11 protein-coding genes are annotated in these 17,868 nt (G+C 38.8%); 7 read left to right on the top strand and 4 right to left on the bottom strand.

The annotated features are described in order from the left end of the window. Position 1 precedes the first annotated feature (1 nt). Complete coding sequence (locus M2419_RS25660) at positions 2-1,372, bottom strand: hypothetical protein (RefSeq protein WP_182330752.1); 1,371 nt, start codon at positions 1,370-1,372, stop codon at positions 2-4. A gap of 336 nt (positions 1,373-1,708) precedes the next feature. On the opposite strand from M2419_RS25660, the gene M2419_RS25655 reads away from it, so the two are divergent. Together M2419_RS25655 and M2419_RS25650 are read left to right on the top strand one after the other, a co-directional pair. After that, positions 1,709-2,071, top strand: coding sequence for a BlaI/MecI/CopY family transcriptional regulator (locus M2419_RS25655; protein ID WP_075994224.1), 363 nt, complete (start codon positions 1,709-1,711; stop codon positions 2,069-2,071). Positions 2,072-2,075: 4 nt separating this feature from the next. Beyond that, the gene (locus M2419_RS25650; protein ID WP_153845659.1) at positions 2,076-4,397 is read left to right on the top strand and encodes a M56 family metallopeptidase; all 2,322 of its coding nucleotides are present in this window, start codon (positions 2,076-2,078) and stop codon (positions 4,395-4,397) included. A 110-nt stretch (positions 4,398-4,507) separates the two neighbouring features. Here the strand turns inward: M2419_RS25650 and pth are convergent, their stop codons facing one another. From pth to M2419_RS25635, 3 genes are all read right to left on the bottom strand, one after another. After that, entirely contained in the window at positions 4,508-5,071 is a 564-nt protein-coding gene (gene pth / locus M2419_RS25645; RefSeq protein ID WP_182982060.1) for an aminoacyl-tRNA hydrolase, read from the bottom strand. Positions 5,072-5,153: 82 nt separating this feature from the next. Next, on the bottom strand, positions 5,154-5,750 hold the full coding sequence (locus M2419_RS25640; protein WP_153845657.1) for a 50S ribosomal protein L25/general stress protein Ctc: 597 nt from the start codon (positions 5,748-5,750) through the stop codon (positions 5,154-5,156). A gap of 531 nt (positions 5,751-6,281) precedes the next feature. Then, entirely contained in the window at positions 6,282-7,238 is a 957-nt protein-coding gene (locus tag M2419_RS25635; RefSeq protein ID WP_153845656.1) for a ribose-phosphate pyrophosphokinase, read from the bottom strand. A gap of 802 nt (positions 7,239-8,040) precedes the next feature. Here M2419_RS25635 and M2419_RS25630 point away from each other — a divergent pair. From M2419_RS25630 to M2419_RS25610, 5 genes are all read left to right on the top strand, one after another. Further along, positions 8,041-11,052 carry a DUF2723 domain-containing protein gene (locus M2419_RS25630; RefSeq protein WP_182330755.1) on the top strand — a complete coding sequence of 1,004 codons (3,012 nt, stop codon included), beginning with the start codon at positions 8,041-8,043 and terminating at the stop codon, positions 11,050-11,052. Positions 11,053-11,202: 150 nt separating this feature from the next. Next, on the top strand, positions 11,203-12,603 hold the full coding sequence (locus M2419_RS25625; RefSeq protein WP_227550148.1) for an APC family permease: 1,401 nt from the start codon (positions 11,203-11,205) through the stop codon (positions 12,601-12,603). 246 nt (positions 12,604-12,849) lie between these two features. Beyond that, the gene (gene pyrR / locus M2419_RS25620; RefSeq protein ID WP_075994219.1) at positions 12,850-13,413 is read left to right on the top strand and encodes a bifunctional pyr operon transcriptional regulator/uracil phosphoribosyltransferase PyrR; all 564 of its coding nucleotides are present in this window, start codon (positions 12,850-12,852) and stop codon (positions 13,411-13,413) included. Between the two features lie 96 nt (positions 13,414-13,509). Continuing rightward, on the top strand, positions 13,510-14,448 hold the full coding sequence (locus M2419_RS25615) for an aspartate carbamoyltransferase catalytic subunit (protein WP_046672752.1): 939 nt from the start codon (positions 13,510-13,512) through the stop codon (positions 14,446-14,448). Positions 14,449-14,829: 381 nt separating this feature from the next. Beyond that, on the top strand, positions 14,830-17,868 hold the full coding sequence (locus M2419_RS25610) for a tetratricopeptide repeat protein (protein ID WP_075994217.1): 3,039 nt from the start codon (positions 14,830-14,832) through the stop codon (positions 17,866-17,868).

The raw sequence follows: 17,868 nt of genomic DNA, 5'->3' as shown, positions 1-17,868 counted from the left end.
TTTAATTTAGTGTGTCGAATTTGGGGTTATACCCTTCAAACTTGTTGATTTGTTTGCCGCTATTATCAAAATAATAATAGTCGCTGGCTCCCTTTATAATAAAACCATCTTTGAGGAGGCTCCCATTTCCATACATGGATTTAAGGTCTGTGGTCACTGTTTTTTGTATTGCGCCTGTTGCCACATCCAATAGTTGGATCTGGAAAGGGTCGTCTTCAGCAGGCGTTGGTTTATACGCAATGAGTAGCGTTTTGTCATTCTGCGCAATGATTACGGGCTGAAAGTAAAGTCTTCCTGGCGTAAAGTCTTTGAAGCTGATCAGACGGGCGCCTTTAAATTGCCATGGATTAATCAATACCTTTTTATAAGGATCGCGGTCGGTGAATATGCCCGACCCGCCATAGTCTTTATCCCAGGAAAATCGCGGGCTATCTTTTGGGAATCCATATTGATATTGGTAACTGTATTGGATTAACTGGATTTTTTCTTCTGGATAATAACTGGATTTACTTGAAAAGGTAAATTCCGTTTTTGTAGTTGGGTTGGGAAGCTTTTTTCTTCTTTCGTCGTACAGCTGTTTGTCGGGAATAGATTTGTTAATCAAGGGATAATAAGCTAGGTTTTGTCCTTCATTGTTGACAATTTGATAGGCCGAACCATAGTCTTCGTATTTAAATTCAACTTTAGCGATGCCTGTGCTTAAAGATGGTGCATCTTTTACATAGTTCTCAAGGACACTTTTATACGTGAGTGTATTTCTGTCCAGCTGATAAATATATTTGGATTTGACGATGATATATAGATTCTGGTCTTCAAATACCTGAAGTGTGACGTCGCTGCTTGACAGTTCGACGGGAGTTTCCATCAAAGCCTTTACCCATTCTTTTTTACCTGTTTTGGGATCGAAGAGTCCGATATAAACTTTATTGTCCTTGCCTTCGTCCATTCGTTTTCTGAAGGTTCCGACATTACCGACGACAACAACATGTGGCGTATTATCTTTATCCAAAAATAGCGTGTTGCTTGCATAGTTCCATTCCAGTGGTTCGGCCTCTTCTTTTTTCTCTGCTGTATTGGAAGTGCTGTAAGTTGAATAATTGGGCGCTGGCTTTTTGGAAAAAATAGCGCTTAGGGCTCCAATGACAAACATAAGCGCAATAAAGCCTACAACAGCAAATAATACAATCCGTATGGCTTTATATTGATCTTGGTTGTTGCGTGGGTAGTTATAGTTGTGGTTGATATTGATGTCATCACTATCCAGAAAAAATTCTGTTCCACAGCTATCACATTTGTAATAATCGGGGCGTAATGTGGTGATTTTTATACTGCCACAATGCGGACATTTGATCGCTTTGATATTTTTAGCCATTTATCTTTCTTGTATTTGTTTTAAACCATCTCCTTTTGGAATGAACAGTGCGACTGATTGCTATCAATTTTATACAGTGGAAATTCTTTTTTTTCAATTGATGAAGCGATTTATGAATGAATTTAGAATTAAAATAAACGTATCGCAAATTTTCTGCCAGCTAACTTATATTCGTCGGATTTGAGTTTAAATACGCAAGAAATGAGCCACTTCTTTTTTGGGAGGGTTGAGGAAGGCCTTATTTTGGGGAAGATCCGAAAAGGAACGAAAAAATATTTTTTGTATTTACGAATTATTCGTAGATTAGTGATAGATTAGAAAAAGGAAGATAAAGACATGGAAAAATTAACAGCACAGGAAGAGCAGGCAATGCAATCCATTTGGAGCCTCAATGGAGGTTTTATAAAAGAGATCTTGGATAATGTAAAGGGCGAGAAGATGCCTTATACGACTTTGGCTTCGACAGTAAAGAATCTGGAGCGTAAGGATTTTGTGAAAGCAGTACGCTATGCCAATGCCAAACGCTACGAGCCGATGGTGAGTGAGGAAGATTATAAGGCCAAGTTTATGAACTCCTTTGTGGGCGATTATTTCAAAAATTCCTATAAGGAGATGGTTTCCTTTTTTGTACAGGAAGAAAAACTGACGGCCGATGAGTTAAAGGAGATCATGGATATGATTAAGCATAATAAATCTTAATGGCATGGAAAGTCTACTAACATATATTATACAAGTCAACCTGTTGTTGGGTATTATCTATCTGGGATATATTGGACTGTTGAAAGGCTTGACGTTCTATTTTTTAAATAGAGCCTACTTCTTAGTAGGGGGGCTATTTGCTTTTCTGTATCCGTTTTTGGATTTAAAGTCTTTGTTTGTACAGCGTGGATTGAGTATTGGGGTCGTAGGCGAGCGGATTTCACTTTATATTACGGAGCCGGAGGTTCAACAGCAGCTGACGTTAGGAAGGTTGGTGGAAATCGTGTTTATGGCCGGTGCTGTTGTATTGTTATTAAAATTTGTATTTCAATTATTGAGCTTATTGCGAATTCATCTGAATTCGAGGTCCGATCAATGGCGGACTTATCTATTCCGGAATGTGCTTATTCCTATTGTTCCATTTTCGTTTTTGAATAAAATCTATGTCAATAAAGGACAGCATGTTGATGCTGAACTAAAAGATATTTTTAAGCATGAAGATATTCATGTGAAAGGCCTTCACAGTCTGGATATTTTACTGTTTGAAATGATATTGGTGTGTTGTTGGTACAATCCTTTCGTCTGGCTCATGCGCAGGGCCATTCGCCAAAATTTGGAGTTCCTGACTGATCAACAGGTTCTCGATAAAGGAATTGACAAGCAGACGTACCAATACAGCCTATTGAATGTGTCCAAAAAGGGCACTTCAGTAGGGTTGAGTAATCAATTTAATTTTAAACTTTTAAAACGTCGTATTATGATGATGAACAAGAAGCGATCATCGAAAATAGAGCTGAGTAAATACGCCTTTCTTTTACCGGTATTTTTATTGACGGGAGCAGCATTTACGGTAAGTAAAGCGGAGGGTAGTATTGAGGGGGTAGTTGAGAAGGCAAATGAGACAGTATTACCTATTCAGTTGCCAACAGCTGATTTAAAATCTCAGGAAGATCAATCAAATAGGAGCTCTATTGCGTTAGCGGATACTGTGGCTAAAGCAAATCAGGTGGAGGCGAGAGATTTTAGGGAAATCAAAAGATCTGCTATTGATTTCTCAAAAAATCAAAAGTATTTTGTGGATAATAAATTGGTCTCCAAGGCAGAATTTTTGGCTATTCCTGAAGGAAAACTGGCGAAGTACTGGTTTTCGAATGATAGTGATATGATCAAGTATCGGACGAAGTCTTCAATTGATATTGCTGGCGGAGCAATCTTGGCCAATACTGTTGAGATGCAACAACATTCGGATATAGCGCAAAAAAAATTACGTTGTGTCATGAATGGTATTGTGCAGGAAAGAACTTTTACTGTGGATGATATCGATCCAAATGCTATAGCATCAGTCTCGGTATTACAGGGGCAGGCTGCTATTGAAAAGTATGGTGAAGATGTTGGGAAAGACGGTATCCTTGAAGTGAAATTGAAGGAAGGAGCTCATATTGGCAAAGATATGACCAAACTCAAAGGGCTTACGATAGGGGTGACGTATCGTGATGATCAGCTAACGAATGATAAGTCAACTGATGTGGTGTATGTTATTGATGGCAAGAGAGCAGATCAAAAAATGGTGAAGGAGCTGGCGCTGACGCCGGATGGAATTGACAATATAACGGTATTAAAGGGAGCGTCTGCGACCGTTAAATATGGATCAGATGCAGAGAATGGCGTTATATTGATTACGACAAAAAAATGGGCCCGTGAAAATCCGGATAAAGTGAGTGATAAAGTGCGTCCAATTGGACAGGATGATAAAAAGGGGGATAATGTTGTTACCGTCGTTGGCTATAAGAATGACAACAGAGCGGATGATAAGATTAGTTCGACGATTGGTTCTAAGAAAAACGAAGGACAGAATGACAAGGTTGTTACTGTTGTTGGTTATAAGAAAAGTGAGAAATCAGATGAGGCGAAACTGGATGTTTTTTCGGATAAATCAAAAAGGATAAGTTCTAACGCGGTAATGGGATTGTTGGGGAATAATTCAGCGAATGAGTCTATTGGTACTGATTTTCCATCTGTTCGTGTTCGTGGCTATGATGGAAAAGTCAAGCCATTGCTTGTGGTTGATGGGACGGTTAAGAGGGAGACCAGTTTGGAAAAACTTGATTCGAAGGATATTGAATCAATAGAGATTTTGAAAAATGCAAGTGCGACTGCGTTGTATGGAAATGCAGGCAAAGATGGTGTCATTATCGTTACGACCCGGAAGAAAGCAAGTGAACAGAAAAACGATGAGCAGGCTAATGGGAAATTAAAAGAGAAGGTAAGCGGCACGATTAAGATGGAGATTGAAAAAGAAAAGGCCCGGGCAGAAAGCAGTAACTAATGTAAAGTTCTCTGAGTAAAAAATAAAAAAAGACCGATTTAAATCGGTCTTTTTTGTTATAAATCAATACCAATATAAGGCACTACATTAATGAGCTTTAGAAACGTTTACTATTTTGTATTCAAATTTGTCATCGTCAGCTCGATGCCGATATTGACAAAACTCTGGATCATTTTAACGGAATGGTCAATTAAAGCCGGTAGTTCAGCTTGTTCCTCTTTGTCAAAAGGGCCAAGTACATAATCTACTTGTCTACCTTTTGGGTAATTATCGCCAATACCGAAACGTAAGCGCGGATAAACCTGTCCGCCGCAAAGCTGCTCAATGGATTTGAGCCCGTTATGACCGGCGCTACTTCCTTTGGGTTTCATCCTTAGCGAACCAAATGGAATGGCCAGATCATCCACAATCACCAATACATTCTGAATAGGAACTTTGCATTGTTGCATGTAGTAATTGACGGCCTTGCCGCTTAAGTTCATATAAGTCGTAGGTTTAATCACAGTGACATTGTGCCCCCTTTGTTTAAATTCGCTATAATAGGCCAACTTGAGCAAGGAGAAACTGGCGCCAACCTGTTTAACAAGTTCATCGGCAACCATAAAACCTATATTATGCCGTGTATCGGCATATTCACTGCCAATGTTGCCTAATCCAACGATAAGATAATTCATGCTGCAAAAATAGAAATTTTAATAAACAAAAAAAGCACCGAATTTCGGTGCTTTCTGCAGTATTTTAAAAATCTTGTTCAGATTATTTTTTACCACCTTTAGTTGCTTTAGCTGCTTCTTGTTCAGCTTGACGCAATGCACGAGACATGATTACTGATACGATTGTATCATCAGCATTGTTTAATACTTTTGCGTTTTCCAATTGAATTTGACCTACACGAACTGATTTACCAACTTCTAAAGATTCCATTGGTACTTCAATGTCTTGCGGCAAGTTTGCAGGTAATGCTTTTACGCGTAAATTACGTAATTTTTGAACTAATTTACCCCCCATTTTTACACCTGGTGAAGTTCCTGTTAATTTGATAGGAATATTTAATGATATTTCTTTGTCATCAAATAATTCTAAAAAGTCAACGTGAGTAACTAAGTCAGTTAATGGGTGGAATTGTGCGTCTTGAACGATAGCTCTTTTAGTTTGACCTTCAATGTTTAATTCAACAATGATTACGTCTGCAGTGTAAAGAACTGGTTTCAAATCAGCTGCGGATACAGAAAGAGCTGTTTGCTCTGTACCACCGTAAAGTACTGCTGGTACTAAACCTTGGTAACGCAATTCTTTTGCATCTCTTTTCCCTACGTTCTGTCTTACAGAACCGCTAATAGCAATTGATTTCATCTTTTAATTTTTTATAAATTTGAGGTGCAAAGATAATCTAATTTCTGATATTATCAAAAAAATACGATCGATATTAGCTCGGAAACAGGCACTTATTCAATGTGTTCAATTTTTCTGTGTTCATGACTATACTTATTCAATGCTGCTTGTTTACCCTAATGTATGACCAAATTAATACCATTTCCTATATTAAAACTGGAATAGGACTCTCTTAGTAGGGGTATAACAGGGGGTTAGCAGGGCTTTACCCCTGTTATACCCCTGCTAACCCCCTGTTAACCCTCTGTAAATCCCCTGTTATTGTAGAATTTGGTATCAATCAATTGCTAACTTATATACTCGCTTATACTCGATAAAAAGGGCTATTCGCCTATGGTTAAAAGATAAGAACCAAGCGGAAGTGCACTTTTAAATGTTTGTTGTTTTTTGGGAGAAGGTGGGGTGGTGGCGCAATACAAAAAAAAGACCCTGGTCGTTGAGCTGAATGCTTTCTGTACCAGGGTCCAATATCTAGGATCTAAAACTCAAAGATTACTCTACTTCAAATAAATTAGAGATTGAAGAGTGTTGATTTACACTTGTGATTGCTTTTGCAAATAAATCAGCCGTTGATAATACTTTGATTTTGGTCGATTGTTTTGCTTTTTCTGGATCCAATTGAATGGTATCGGTTACGATCATTTCTGACAATACTGAGTTTTCAATTGTTTCATATGCCTTTCCGGACAACACAGCATGTGTACAAACGGCTCTTACAGATTTTGCACCATTTTCCATGATCAATGCCGCTGCTTTTGAAAGTGTACCAGCCGTATCACAGATATCATCGATCAAAACCACATCTTGACCAGTTACATCGCCGATAATTGACATTGATTCGATTTCGTTTGCACGTTTACGACGTTTGTCACAGATAATAACTTCTGCATTGAAAAATTTAGCAAAGGTACGTGCTCTGTATGAACCACCCATATCTGGTGAAGCAATCGTTAGATTTGGAAGTTTTAACGATTTGATATAAGGAACAAAAATGATAGAGCCATCCAAATGGTCAACAGGGATATCGAAAAAACCTTGGATTTGTGCTGCGTGCAGGTCCATTGTCATGATACGGTGGATACCAGCTGCAGTCAACAGATTGGCGATCATTTTTGCGCCAATAGCAACTCTTGGTTTGTCTTTTCGATCTTGTCTTGCGAAACCAAAGTAAGGGACTACCGCTGTGATATAATGCGCTGAAGCTCTCTTCGCTGCATCTGTCATCAATAATAATTCAAAAAGATTGTCGGTAGGTTGGTTGGTAGATTGGATAATGAATACATCGCTTCCGCGAACTGACTCATTGTAGAAAGGTTGAATCTCACCGTCGCTAAAACGTGACAATGTTTTGTCTCCTAGTGGTTTCCCGTAAGATTGTGCGATTTTTTCGGCTAGTTCTGTAGTGCCAGAACCTGCAAATAGTTTAACCGTGTTGAATTGCAAAGGCATGGTTTTGTATATTTATGTTGGGTTATTGTATTGTCGTTTATTCAATATTTTTATTCCCTTACTGTTTTTTAAAGTTAAACATTAAAAAAAATGGATTGTTTTCACAATCCATATACGCTTAACTTTAAAAGTTGTCCGACCTGGATTCGAACCAAGACAAACAGAACCAAAAACTGTTGTACTACCCTTATACTATCGGACAATGTCTCTAAAAAGTCAACGTTTCCGTTTTTCTCTTTTTGACGACGCAAAGATAGAGATTTGTTTTAAAAATCAAAATGTAAATTTAAAAAAATCTAAACCCTTTTATAAATAATAAGCCTTGCATATAACGCAGAAAAGGCTTGCATTTGCAAGCCTTTTCTATTGTTTGTTGTCCGACCTGGATTCGAACCAAGACAAACAGAACCAAAAACTGTTGTACTACCCTTATACTATCGGACAAACAATTCAAAAGTGATTGCTATCGTGATGATCTCGTTCACATTTGATGATGCAAATATACGGACTATTCTCATTTCTGCAAATAAAAATGAACTTAAAAGTGTATTAGGGCTGATTTTCAAAGAAATAATTTTTGTTTTGATTTGAAAAGATATGCGCGCTAAGCTTTTTTATCGAGATGTTGGCTCACAAAAGTACACGAGTGCTTTTGCGAATGCTTTCCTTTCAGCCAATATTGGATCGCGTAATGAAATTTTTTCAATTAATATGTGTTAAAAAATCAGAATAAAGTTCATTTCTTATTAACTTATCCTTATTTTCGAGCCGTATTAATAATACTTTTTACAGTTATCATTTTATGAACTATACTAAAATCAACAATCTTTTAGGATGGATATGTGCGCTAATAGCAACTGTAGCGTATGTCATGACTGCCGAACGATCGACGAGTTGGTGGGACTGTGGCGAGTTTATCGCTTCAGCCTTTAAACTTCAAATTGTGCACCAGCCAGGAGCACCTTTATTCTTAATGATTCAAAATATATTCTCAAACCTTGCTGGTGGAGATGTTACACGAATTGCTTTCTGGATGAACGTGGGATCTGCGGTATGTAGTGGTCTGACCATTTTGTTTTTATTTTGGACAATTACAGCTTTAGCAAAGAAAATCGTTGTAAAAGGTGTTGATGGATCATATACATCAACCGATTTAATCAAAATATTCGGCTCGGGCGCTGTTGGTGCACTGGCTTATGCTTTTACGGATACATTTTGGTTCTCAGCAGTAGAGTCCGAAGTATATGCCATGTCGTCTTTATGTACAGCCGTCGTATTTTGGGGTATTCTAAAATGGGAAAACCATGCCGATGAAGCTGGTTCGGACCGCTGGTTGATCTTTATCGCCTATGTGATGGGACTTTCTATCGGGGTGCACTTACTGAACCTTTTGGTGATTCCGGCAATTGCTTTGGTGATTTATTTTAAACGTTCAAAAACTGTAACATCATCGGGGGCGATCAAAGCTTTCTTGATCGGTGTCGTTGTTTTGGCGTTGATTTTATGGGGTATTATTCAATACACCGTGAAAGCGGCAGCATATTTAGATCTGTTCTTTGTGAATAGCTTGGGAATGGGCTTCGGAACTGGATTTAACCTATTCATGATTTTAGCGGTAGCTCTTTTTGTATATGGGATCTGGTATTCAATCAAAAAGGTCAAGCCGATGCTAAACCTGATCTTAATCAGTGCAGCATTTATCATTTTTGGTTATAGTTCCTTTGCCATGATCACGGTGCGTGCCAAGGCAAATCCTACGTTAAATAACAGTGATCCGGATAATGCGTTTTCTTTTGTGAGTTATCTTGGACGTGAGCAATATGCAAGTGAGCCTCTTTTAAACGGACCTACATTTGATGCGCAAGTGGTTGATGCCGAACCTACGTATACATATCGAAAAGATAAGGACAAGTATACCAAGGTGGAGAACGGTATGGACTATAAATACGATAAAACGATGTTTTTCCCTCGTGTTTACAGCAATCGAGATGGGCATGATGGATATTATCGTGATTACTTAAAAATCCCGGAAGGCCAGTCGCCGACTTTTGGCGATAACTTGAAGTTCTTTTTCAGTTATCAGATCGGACATATGTACGGCCGTTATTTCTTGTGGAATTTTGCCGGTCGTCAGAATGACCAACAAGGGCAGGGTTCATTTACCGAAGGTAACTGGATTTCAGGTGCTAAACCTGTTGATCAGTTGCATGTTGGTGGACAAAATGCCATTCCAGATTCTTTGAAGACTGACCCTTCGAATAACAAATACTACTTCTTGCCTTTGATCATTGGTTTAATCGGCGCATTCTGGCATTTTGGAAAGAGACAACGCGATGCGGGAATTGTGGGTCTGTTGTTTTTCTTTACAGGATTAGCAATTGTATTATATTTAAATCAAAGTCCACTTCAACCACGTGAACGTGACTATGCGTATGCAGGTTCTTTTTATGCCTTCGCCATCTGGATCGGACTTGGTGTTTTCGCTATTGCGGATTATCTGAGCAAAAAAGTGGATGGTAAAATTGCAGCTGGTGCCGCTACAGTAGCCTGTCTATTGGGAGCTCCAGTATTGCTAGGCTTCCAAAACTGGGATGATCACGATCGTTCGGAGAAAACAACTGCCCGTGATCTTGCTAAAAACTATTTGGCGTCATGTGCGCCCAATGCTATTTTATTTACTTACGGTGATAATGATACCTATCCTTTATGGTATGTTCAGGAAGTCGAAAATTATCGTCCGGATGTACGTGTCGTAAACTTAAGTTTGTTGAGTTCGGACTGGTATATGCGCCAGATGAAACAAAAAGTGAATCAGGCAGATGGTTTACCGATCAATATCGATGATGAAAAGTTCAAGAAAGGTGTTCGCGAAGTGCTTTATTATCAGGATATGAAAGTTCCAGGACATGTGGATCTGGATTTGATCATGCAGATTTTATTGTCTGACGACCAGAAGAACAAATTGGAATTGAGAGGTGGTAAGTTTGAAAACTTCCTGCCAACCAAAAACTTTAGCCTTCCAGTGAATAAAGAATCTGTTCTGAAAAATAATGTCGTTCCTAAAGCTTGGCAAGAATCTATTGTCGATACCATGAGCTGGACCTACAATAGAAATTATATTTCTAGAGCTGAATTATCTATCTTAAATGTGTTATTGAATAACGATTGGAAACGTCCAATTTATTTTGCGGCAACAGTTCCAAATGATAACTACCTTGGTTTAGATAAATATTTAGTACAAGAGGGCTTTGCGCTGCGCTTGATGCCAATTGCAACTCCTGCCGGAGCAGAAGGTACATTGGTTGATACACAGTCTGCTTACAAAGACATTACTACGAAATACCAATGGGGTAATATGGCACATGCTTCTTACCTGGATCCTGAATCTTACCGCATGATTACCATGATTACAAATACTGTAATGGGTGGTACAGCGACACAGTTGATGATGGAAGGTCATAAGGATGAGGCGCGTAAAATCGCTGTTGAAACCTTTGAGAAAATGCCAAAACGTGTTTATTTGATGCGTGATATTTTAGGCTATATTCCAATTGTCAATGTGTTGTATGAAACTGGTGAAACGAAGCGTGCGAATGAGATTGTAAACCGTAACTTGAAGTTTATGACCCAAAATATGCGTTGGTATCAGGATATTGCCCAAACGAAGCCAGAACTTGAATATTCCAATATTGGAACAGCTTTGCGTGCTTTGGGTGCCTATAAGAGTATTTTAGCCTCTACCTCGGAAAAACAATTGCTACAGCAAGTGACCGATTTAGAAAAATCGTATAAACAACAATATGGTGTTGAGTAACAATTAGAGACATCATTTTAACCGAAGGAGCTGCCCTTTACTACAGGTATTCGAAAAGGAAAAACACTTTTTGATGCGATGTAGGAAAGGGCAGCATTTTTTTTGATTATTTTTTCTTAGCTTAACGCCATATAAAACCAACCTTAAGTTATGATGAAACGTCAATTAAAATTGTGGGATGCAGTTATGCTGGTCATGGGATCGATGATCGGAAGCGGTATTTTTATTGTATCGAGTGATATGATGCGGCAGCTGGGATCCGGATATTGGTTGGCGATAGTTTGGTTATTGACCGCATTAGCAACTGTTGCGGCGGCAATCTGCTATGGCGAGTTGTCGTCTATGTATCCAAAGGCTGGCGGGCAATATACCTATCTGACAGAAATATTTGGGAAGCCAATCGGCTTTTTATATGGCTGGAGCTTATTTACTGTCATTCAAACGGGAACGATAGCAGCTGTAGCTGTTGCCTTTGGTAAGTTTACAGCCTACCTTATTCCGCAGCTAAATGATGCAACACCGCTATTTCAGCGTGGAGAGTTTAAGATTACCTGGATACAGATTGTTGCTATGGGTGTTATTATTCTCCTTACTTTTATTAATACAAGAGGGATCAAGAGTGGGAAAGCTGTTCAATCTTTCTTTACTTCAGCAAAAATCATTGCGCTGATTTTACTGATTTTAGGTGGCCTTTTCTTGATTAAAGAAAATCATTTTTCAGAAAATATGGCTTATGGCTGGGACTCTTTTCAAAATTTGAAAGGAGCAGGCTGGTCGCAGATCTCAGGAGGCGTACTGATGGGGGCATTAGCTGCTGCCATGGTAGGTTCTGTATTTAGTAGTGTGGCCTGGGAAAATGTAACGTTTGTTTCCGGTGAGATCGTCAATCCGCAGCGTAATGTTGTTCGGGCATTGGTTATCGGAACTAGCTTGGTGATGTTGCTCTATATAAGTTGTAATTACATTTACCTGGCGGCATTAAATAGAGAGGAAATTGCTTTTGCGGCAAATGATCGTGTTGCCATAGCGGCGGCTGAAAAAATATTGGGACATAGTGGCACGGTAGCGATGGCGATTTTGGTCATGATCTCGACCTTTGGTTGTGTTAATGGACTTGCACTGTCCGGAGCGCGTGTTTTTCAGACCATGGCAAAAGATGGATTGTTTCTGAAGCAGGCGATTCCCAATAACAAATATGATGTGCCCGCGCGATCGTTATGGCTTCAGGGAATCTGGGCTTCCTTACTTTGCCTGAGCGGACAATATGGCAATTTACTGGATATGATATCTTTTGTTATTGTCATATTTTATATGGTCACAGTGCTAGGTGTTATTATTCAGCGTATCCGGAGACCCGATTTGGAACGTTCTTATAAAACCTTCCTCTTTCCGATTACACCAATCTTGTACCTGTTGATAGGTACCGTATTTTGTGTATTATTAATTATCTATAAGCCACAATATACCTGGCCCGGCTTTATACTTGTATTAATCGGTGTACCGGTGTATTTTTTTGCACGGAATAATAAACGTGCCAAGCTAGATGAATAGTCTCTACCTATAGCATTTCGATTTCAGGGAATTTGCTGTAAATGATTGGCAATTCGTATTGTATATAACTTCAAAATCTGTTAATGTGCTAGAATAATTGGTTTGTAAATTTCCCTGAAAGGAAGATATTCTTTGTTTAAATCACTTTTTGTTATTGTGCCAGCTGGGTGCAAATATTGAAATTAATTGCCCTTCATGGCTTCGTTTTTGTTAAAAAAAGTGTAGCTTTGCTCAAACATTCCCATAATGAAACAGTCGATTTTATTAGACGGACCAAAATTTCAAATCACAATTCAAAGACTATGTCGTCAATTGATTGAGAATCACGGTGATTTTTCAAATGCTGTCGTCATAGGTATTCAACCCCGAGGAACTTTCTTAGCGAGACGTATCGTCAAAGAGCTTGAACAAATGATCGGAAAAGAGATTTTAGTTGGCGATTTGGATATTACCTTTTATCGCGATGACTTCCGTACGAAAGGGAATACTGGTCCAATCTTAGCAAATAGCACAAATATCAATTTTATTGTAGAAGGTAAAGAGGTCATCTTTATAGATGATGTCTTATGGACAGGACGTACTATTCGTGCGGCAATGGATGCTGTACAGGCATTTGGCCGTGCAAGAAGAATAGAATTGCTTGTTTTGGTCGATCGCCGCTTCTCTAGACAGATCCCTATTCAGCCTGATTATATCGGAATACAGGTAGATTCTATTGATTCACAAAAAGTAATTGTTAACTGGAAAGAATCAGAGGATCAGGATAGTATTATCTTGATTACAGAAAAGAAGACGTCAGCTAGCGATTAATAGCGGTGTCATGACGATACTAGAGGTTATTGGTGACCTTTGGAAACAGGCACTTTCAATAAAAAATGATTAGTAAATATTTGAATATACTATAAAATGTCATCTGTAGCAGAACAATTAAGTACCCGCCATTTATTGGGGATCAAAGATCTAAATGAGAATGATATCCAATTGATCCTGGATACAGCAAGTAATTTCAAAGAGGTATTAAATAGACCAATCAAAAAGGTTCCGTCGTTACGGGATATTACGATTGCCAACGTGTTTTTTGAAAATTCGACACGGACACGTCTATCCTTTGAACTTGCTGAAAAGAGACTTTCTGCGGATATCGTGAATTTTGCGGCATCCTCATCTTCAGTAAGTAAGGGTGAGACACTCATCGATACGGTGAACAATATTCTTGCAATGAAGGTTGATATGATTGTGATGAGACATCCATACGCCGGAGCTGGGGTATTTCTAAGTAAACATGTTGATGCACAAATTGTCAATGCAGGTGACGGAGCACATGAACACCCTACACAAGCTTTACTTGATTCATTTTCGATCCGTGAACGCTATGGTGATGTAGCTGGTCGTAAAGTAGCTATCGTTGGGGATATTACGCATTCACGCGTTGCCTTGTCGAATATCTTATGTCTTCAAAAGCAAGGTGCAGAAGTGATGGTTTGTGGTCCGACCACACTAATTCCTAAACATATTACATCATTGGGTGTAAAAGTAGAGCATGATTTGCGGAAAGCGTTGAACTGGTGTGATGTTGCAAATATGTTACGGATTCAATTGGAGCGTCAGGATATTGCCTATTTCCCTTCCTTAAGGGAATATTCCATGCTATATGGATTGAATAAAGAGATTTTGGATTCTTTAGAGAAGCCAATCACAATTATGCACCCCGGGCCAATCAATCGGGGGGTCGAAATCACATCGGATGTCGCGGATAGCGAACATTCAATTATTTTGGATCAGGTTGAAAATGGTGTTGCTGTGCGCATGGCTGTCTTGTATCTATTAGCAGGGCAACGCGGATAGTCGAAATTGGTTTTGACGTGCGTTAATGTACGTATGAGACTAAATAGCACTGTTTTCAAATGCAACAATAGTATGCCTGACTTTATTTTTTGTCGGGCATATTTTTTGTGCAAAATTTCCGTTATAATACGGGGTTATTCACAGATGTTAATAACTTTTGTGTAAAATAGCTCAATTAAAGTATAATTTAGTAAAATGAATAAAACTATCTCCCTGAGAAGTGGAGATTTGAATTGATTTTCAATAAATTTGGGGCTATCTTAAAGCCTTTAATGGCAGAGAGGCTTTCGATAAATTTGCTTTGAAATGCGAATTTATCACGGTTTGGAGGGAGATTCATTTACATTTGCAGATAAATAACATATTAAGGTTTCACATATTATGTATAAGAAGATTTACCAGGTGGGAGTTGCATTAACCGTTATGGCGACGCCAGCATTAGCGCAACAGACAGAATGGCAACAAATCAACAAGGCGTACAAAACAGGGATGGAATTGTATGAACGCGGAAAATTTAGTTCTGCTTCAGCCCAATTTGACCGTGTTGAAGCTTTGCGGACAAAATCCAACTTGCAATTGGACGAAACAGAGGAACTGTCTTTGTTGAAAGAGAACGTACGGTATTATCAAGCGGTTTGCGCACTGGAATTGGGCGAATCCGATGCCGAAAACCGTTTTCTGAAATACATTAAAGATTTCCCTGTCAGTGCAAATGCTAAAGCAGCTTATTTTCAAATCGGTAAATCCTATTATGCTAAAAAAGATTATGTTAAGGCCTTAGAGTGGTTTAACAAGATCGACAGCAAAAATTTAGCAGGTAAAGAAAATGTAGAATATCGCTTTAAATATGGATATGCTTCCTTTATGACAAAGGATTATAAAACGGCGAAACCATTATTTGAAGGATTGAAAGATCAGAAAACTGAATTTCAGGAAGCTTCAATCTATTATTACGCGTATCTTTCTTACTTAGACGCCGAGTATAAAACGGCGTTGAATGAATTTGAGCGCCTAAATGGATCTAAACAATTCGAAAATAGTTACCCTTATTATATTACTGCTTTGTATTTCTTGGATAAACGCTACGACGATGTGTTGGATTATGCGTTGCCAATTTTGTCGCGAACAAAACAAGAAAATGAAACAGAGATGTTCCGTATTATAGCGGCAACATACTTTATCAAAGGTGATTTAAAAACATCAAAAGAGTATTACGATAAATTCCAGGCACAAGACCAAGGTAAGACGCAGAATAATCAGGATAGCTACCAAATCGGTTACATCGCTTACAAATTGAAGGATTACGATAAAGCGATCACTGAATTGGAAAAAATGACTGATCCTGACGCATATTATCAATCTGCGATGATTACTCTAGGGGATGCTTTCTTGAAGAAAGGCAATAAGCAATCTGCGCGTAACGCATTTTTCCGTGCTTCGAAATTGGATTTTGATCCAGCAATGCAAGAAGAAGGCTTATTCAACTATGCTAAGCTTTCGTATGAATTGGAATTCCACCAAGTGGCTTTGGCTTCGACACAAGAATACCTGAAAACGTACCCAAAATCGAAACGCTTAGAGGAAGCAAAAACTTTGCTTGCTGAAGTATTGTTGAGTACAAAAAACTACCGTGAGGCAGTTGATATTTTGGAATCTATCCCTAAACGTGGAAAAGAAGCAAACGCAGCTTATCAAAAGGTGACCTACTATAGAGGTTTGGAGTATTATAATGAGCGTGCTTTTGAAAATGCAATTTCCCTATTCATGCGCTCTGAAGAGTTTCGCTATGACGAGGAAATTTACGCTTTAGCCACCTATTGGAAAGCGGAAGCAATGTACGAAGTGCGTAAATACGGTGAAGCGGTTACAAATTTCAATAAATTCCTACGCTTGCCGGGAGCTAGTAAAACTGATGTGTATGGGTATGCCAATTATGCGTTAGCCTATGCGGCTTTCCGTAATGGTAACTACAGCACGGCGGCAAATTACTTCGAGCGTTTCTTAGCGTCTGGTGGTTCGAAAGGAATAGAAATGAATACACGTAATGATGCAATTGCACGCTTAGGTGATTCTTATTTCTCTTCGAAAAACTACGGCAGAGCATTAACAGAATACAATAAGTTGATCTCTTCTAAAGCGCCTAGTCAGGATTACGCGTTATTCCAGCGTGGTATTATTCAAGGTTTACAAGGGGATAACAATGGTAAAATTTCAACATTGAATGCTGTTATTGCACAATTCCCGAGTTCTAATTATGCTGATGATATTGCGTTTGAGATTCCTTACACACGTTTCTTGATGGGAGAAAGTGATCAGGCAATTGCTGGCCTTCAAACAATGGTTGAAAAATATCCGCGCAGCAGTTATGTGCCACGTGCTTTGGTGACGATTGGTCTAGTTCAGTATAATCAAGATAACAATGATGCTGCATTGGCAACTTTCCAACGTGTAGTCGACCAATATGGATCAACAGATGAAGCAAGACAGGCCATGCGGTCAATTGAGAACATCTATTTGGACAAAGGCGATGCAACAGGGTATATCAAATATGCAACTGGAACAAACTTAGGGGATGCGTCGAAATCTGAACAAGACTCACGTTCATTCTCGACTGCCACAACCCTATTCTCGAGAGGAAATTACCAAGGGGCGGTGGAAGCTGTAAATGCGTATTTCGATAAATTCCCGAAACCAAATCAAGAGAAATATGCGCGTTTTGTTCGTGCTGAAAGTAACGCAGCTTTGGGCAATACAGAAGATGCACTACATGATTATAATATTATCTTGAATGACTGGACATCTCCTTATACGGAACGCACGTTGATTTCGGTGTCAAATTTGTATTTGAAACAAAAGAAATATAACGAAGCAACACAGTTGTTGAAAAAGCTGGAGCTTACTTCTGAATACAAGGCTAACTATGGTTTCGCAATAAATAACCTAATGGTCTCTTATTTCCAAATTGGGGATTATAAAGAAGCATTAAATTACACCAACGCTGTTAAGAATTACGAAAAATCTTCGGAAGAGGAGATCGCAAATGCATTCTTGTATGCCGGTAAATGCTATGTGAAGCAGAATAAGAAAACTGAGGCAATGAAAGAATTCAGTTTAGCTGCATTGAAGAGCCGTACAGTATACGGTGCCGAAGCAAAATACAATGTTGCGGTACTACAATTGGAAAATAAACAATACGATGCTTGTATCAAAACAGCAATGGATCTATCCGATAATTTCTCTTCGTACGAATATTGGGTGGCGAAAAGCTTTATTACCATGGCTGATGCTTATGCAGGTAAAGGAGATTCTTTCCAGGCGAAAGCTACACTTGAATCGATTGTGGATAACTATGATGCGAAAGATGATATTTTGCCAGCAGCAAAAGAACGTCTAAATAAATTGAACAACAAAAAGAAATAG

Source organism: Sphingobacterium sp. BIGb0116, from assembly GCF_024808035.1.
Lineage (GTDB): Bacteria > Bacteroidota > Bacteroidia > Sphingobacteriales > Sphingobacteriaceae > Sphingobacterium > Sphingobacterium paramultivorum.
This window is presented reverse-complemented; position numbering and strand designations above follow the sequence as displayed.

Bases quoted from the DNA above. Each gene is read 5' to 3' on its own strand.
- M2419_RS25660 (WP_182330752.1), bottom strand. From the start codon at position 1,372: ATGGCTAAAAATATCAAAGCGATCAAATGTCCGCATTGTGGCAGTATA.
- M2419_RS25655 (WP_075994224.1), top strand. From the start codon at position 1,709: ATGGAAAAATTAACAGCACAGGAAGAGCAGGCAATGCAATCCATTTGG.
- M2419_RS25650 (WP_153845659.1), top strand. From the start codon at position 2,076: ATGGAAAGTCTACTAACATATATTATACAAGTCAACCTGTTGTTGGGT.
- pth (WP_182982060.1), bottom strand. From the start codon at position 5,071: ATGAATTATCTTATCGTTGGATTAGGCAACATTGGCAGTGAATATGCC.
- M2419_RS25640 (WP_153845657.1), bottom strand. From the start codon at position 5,750: ATGAAATCAATTGCTATTAGCGGTTCTGTAAGACAGAACGTAGGGAAA.
- M2419_RS25635 (WP_153845656.1), bottom strand. From the start codon at position 7,238: ATGCCTTTGCAATTCAACACGGTTAAACTATTTGCAGGTTCTGGCACT.
- M2419_RS25630 (WP_182330755.1), top strand. From the start codon at position 8,041: ATGAACTATACTAAAATCAACAATCTTTTAGGATGGATATGTGCGCTA.
- M2419_RS25625 (WP_227550148.1), top strand. From the start codon at position 11,203: ATGATGAAACGTCAATTAAAATTGTGGGATGCAGTTATGCTGGTCATG.
- pyrR (WP_075994219.1), top strand. From the start codon at position 12,850: ATGAAACAGTCGATTTTATTAGACGGACCAAAATTTCAAATCACAATT.
- M2419_RS25615 (WP_046672752.1), top strand. From the start codon at position 13,510: ATGTCATCTGTAGCAGAACAATTAAGTACCCGCCATTTATTGGGGATC.
- M2419_RS25610 (WP_075994217.1), top strand. From the start codon at position 14,830: ATGTATAAGAAGATTTACCAGGTGGGAGTTGCATTAACCGTTATGGCG.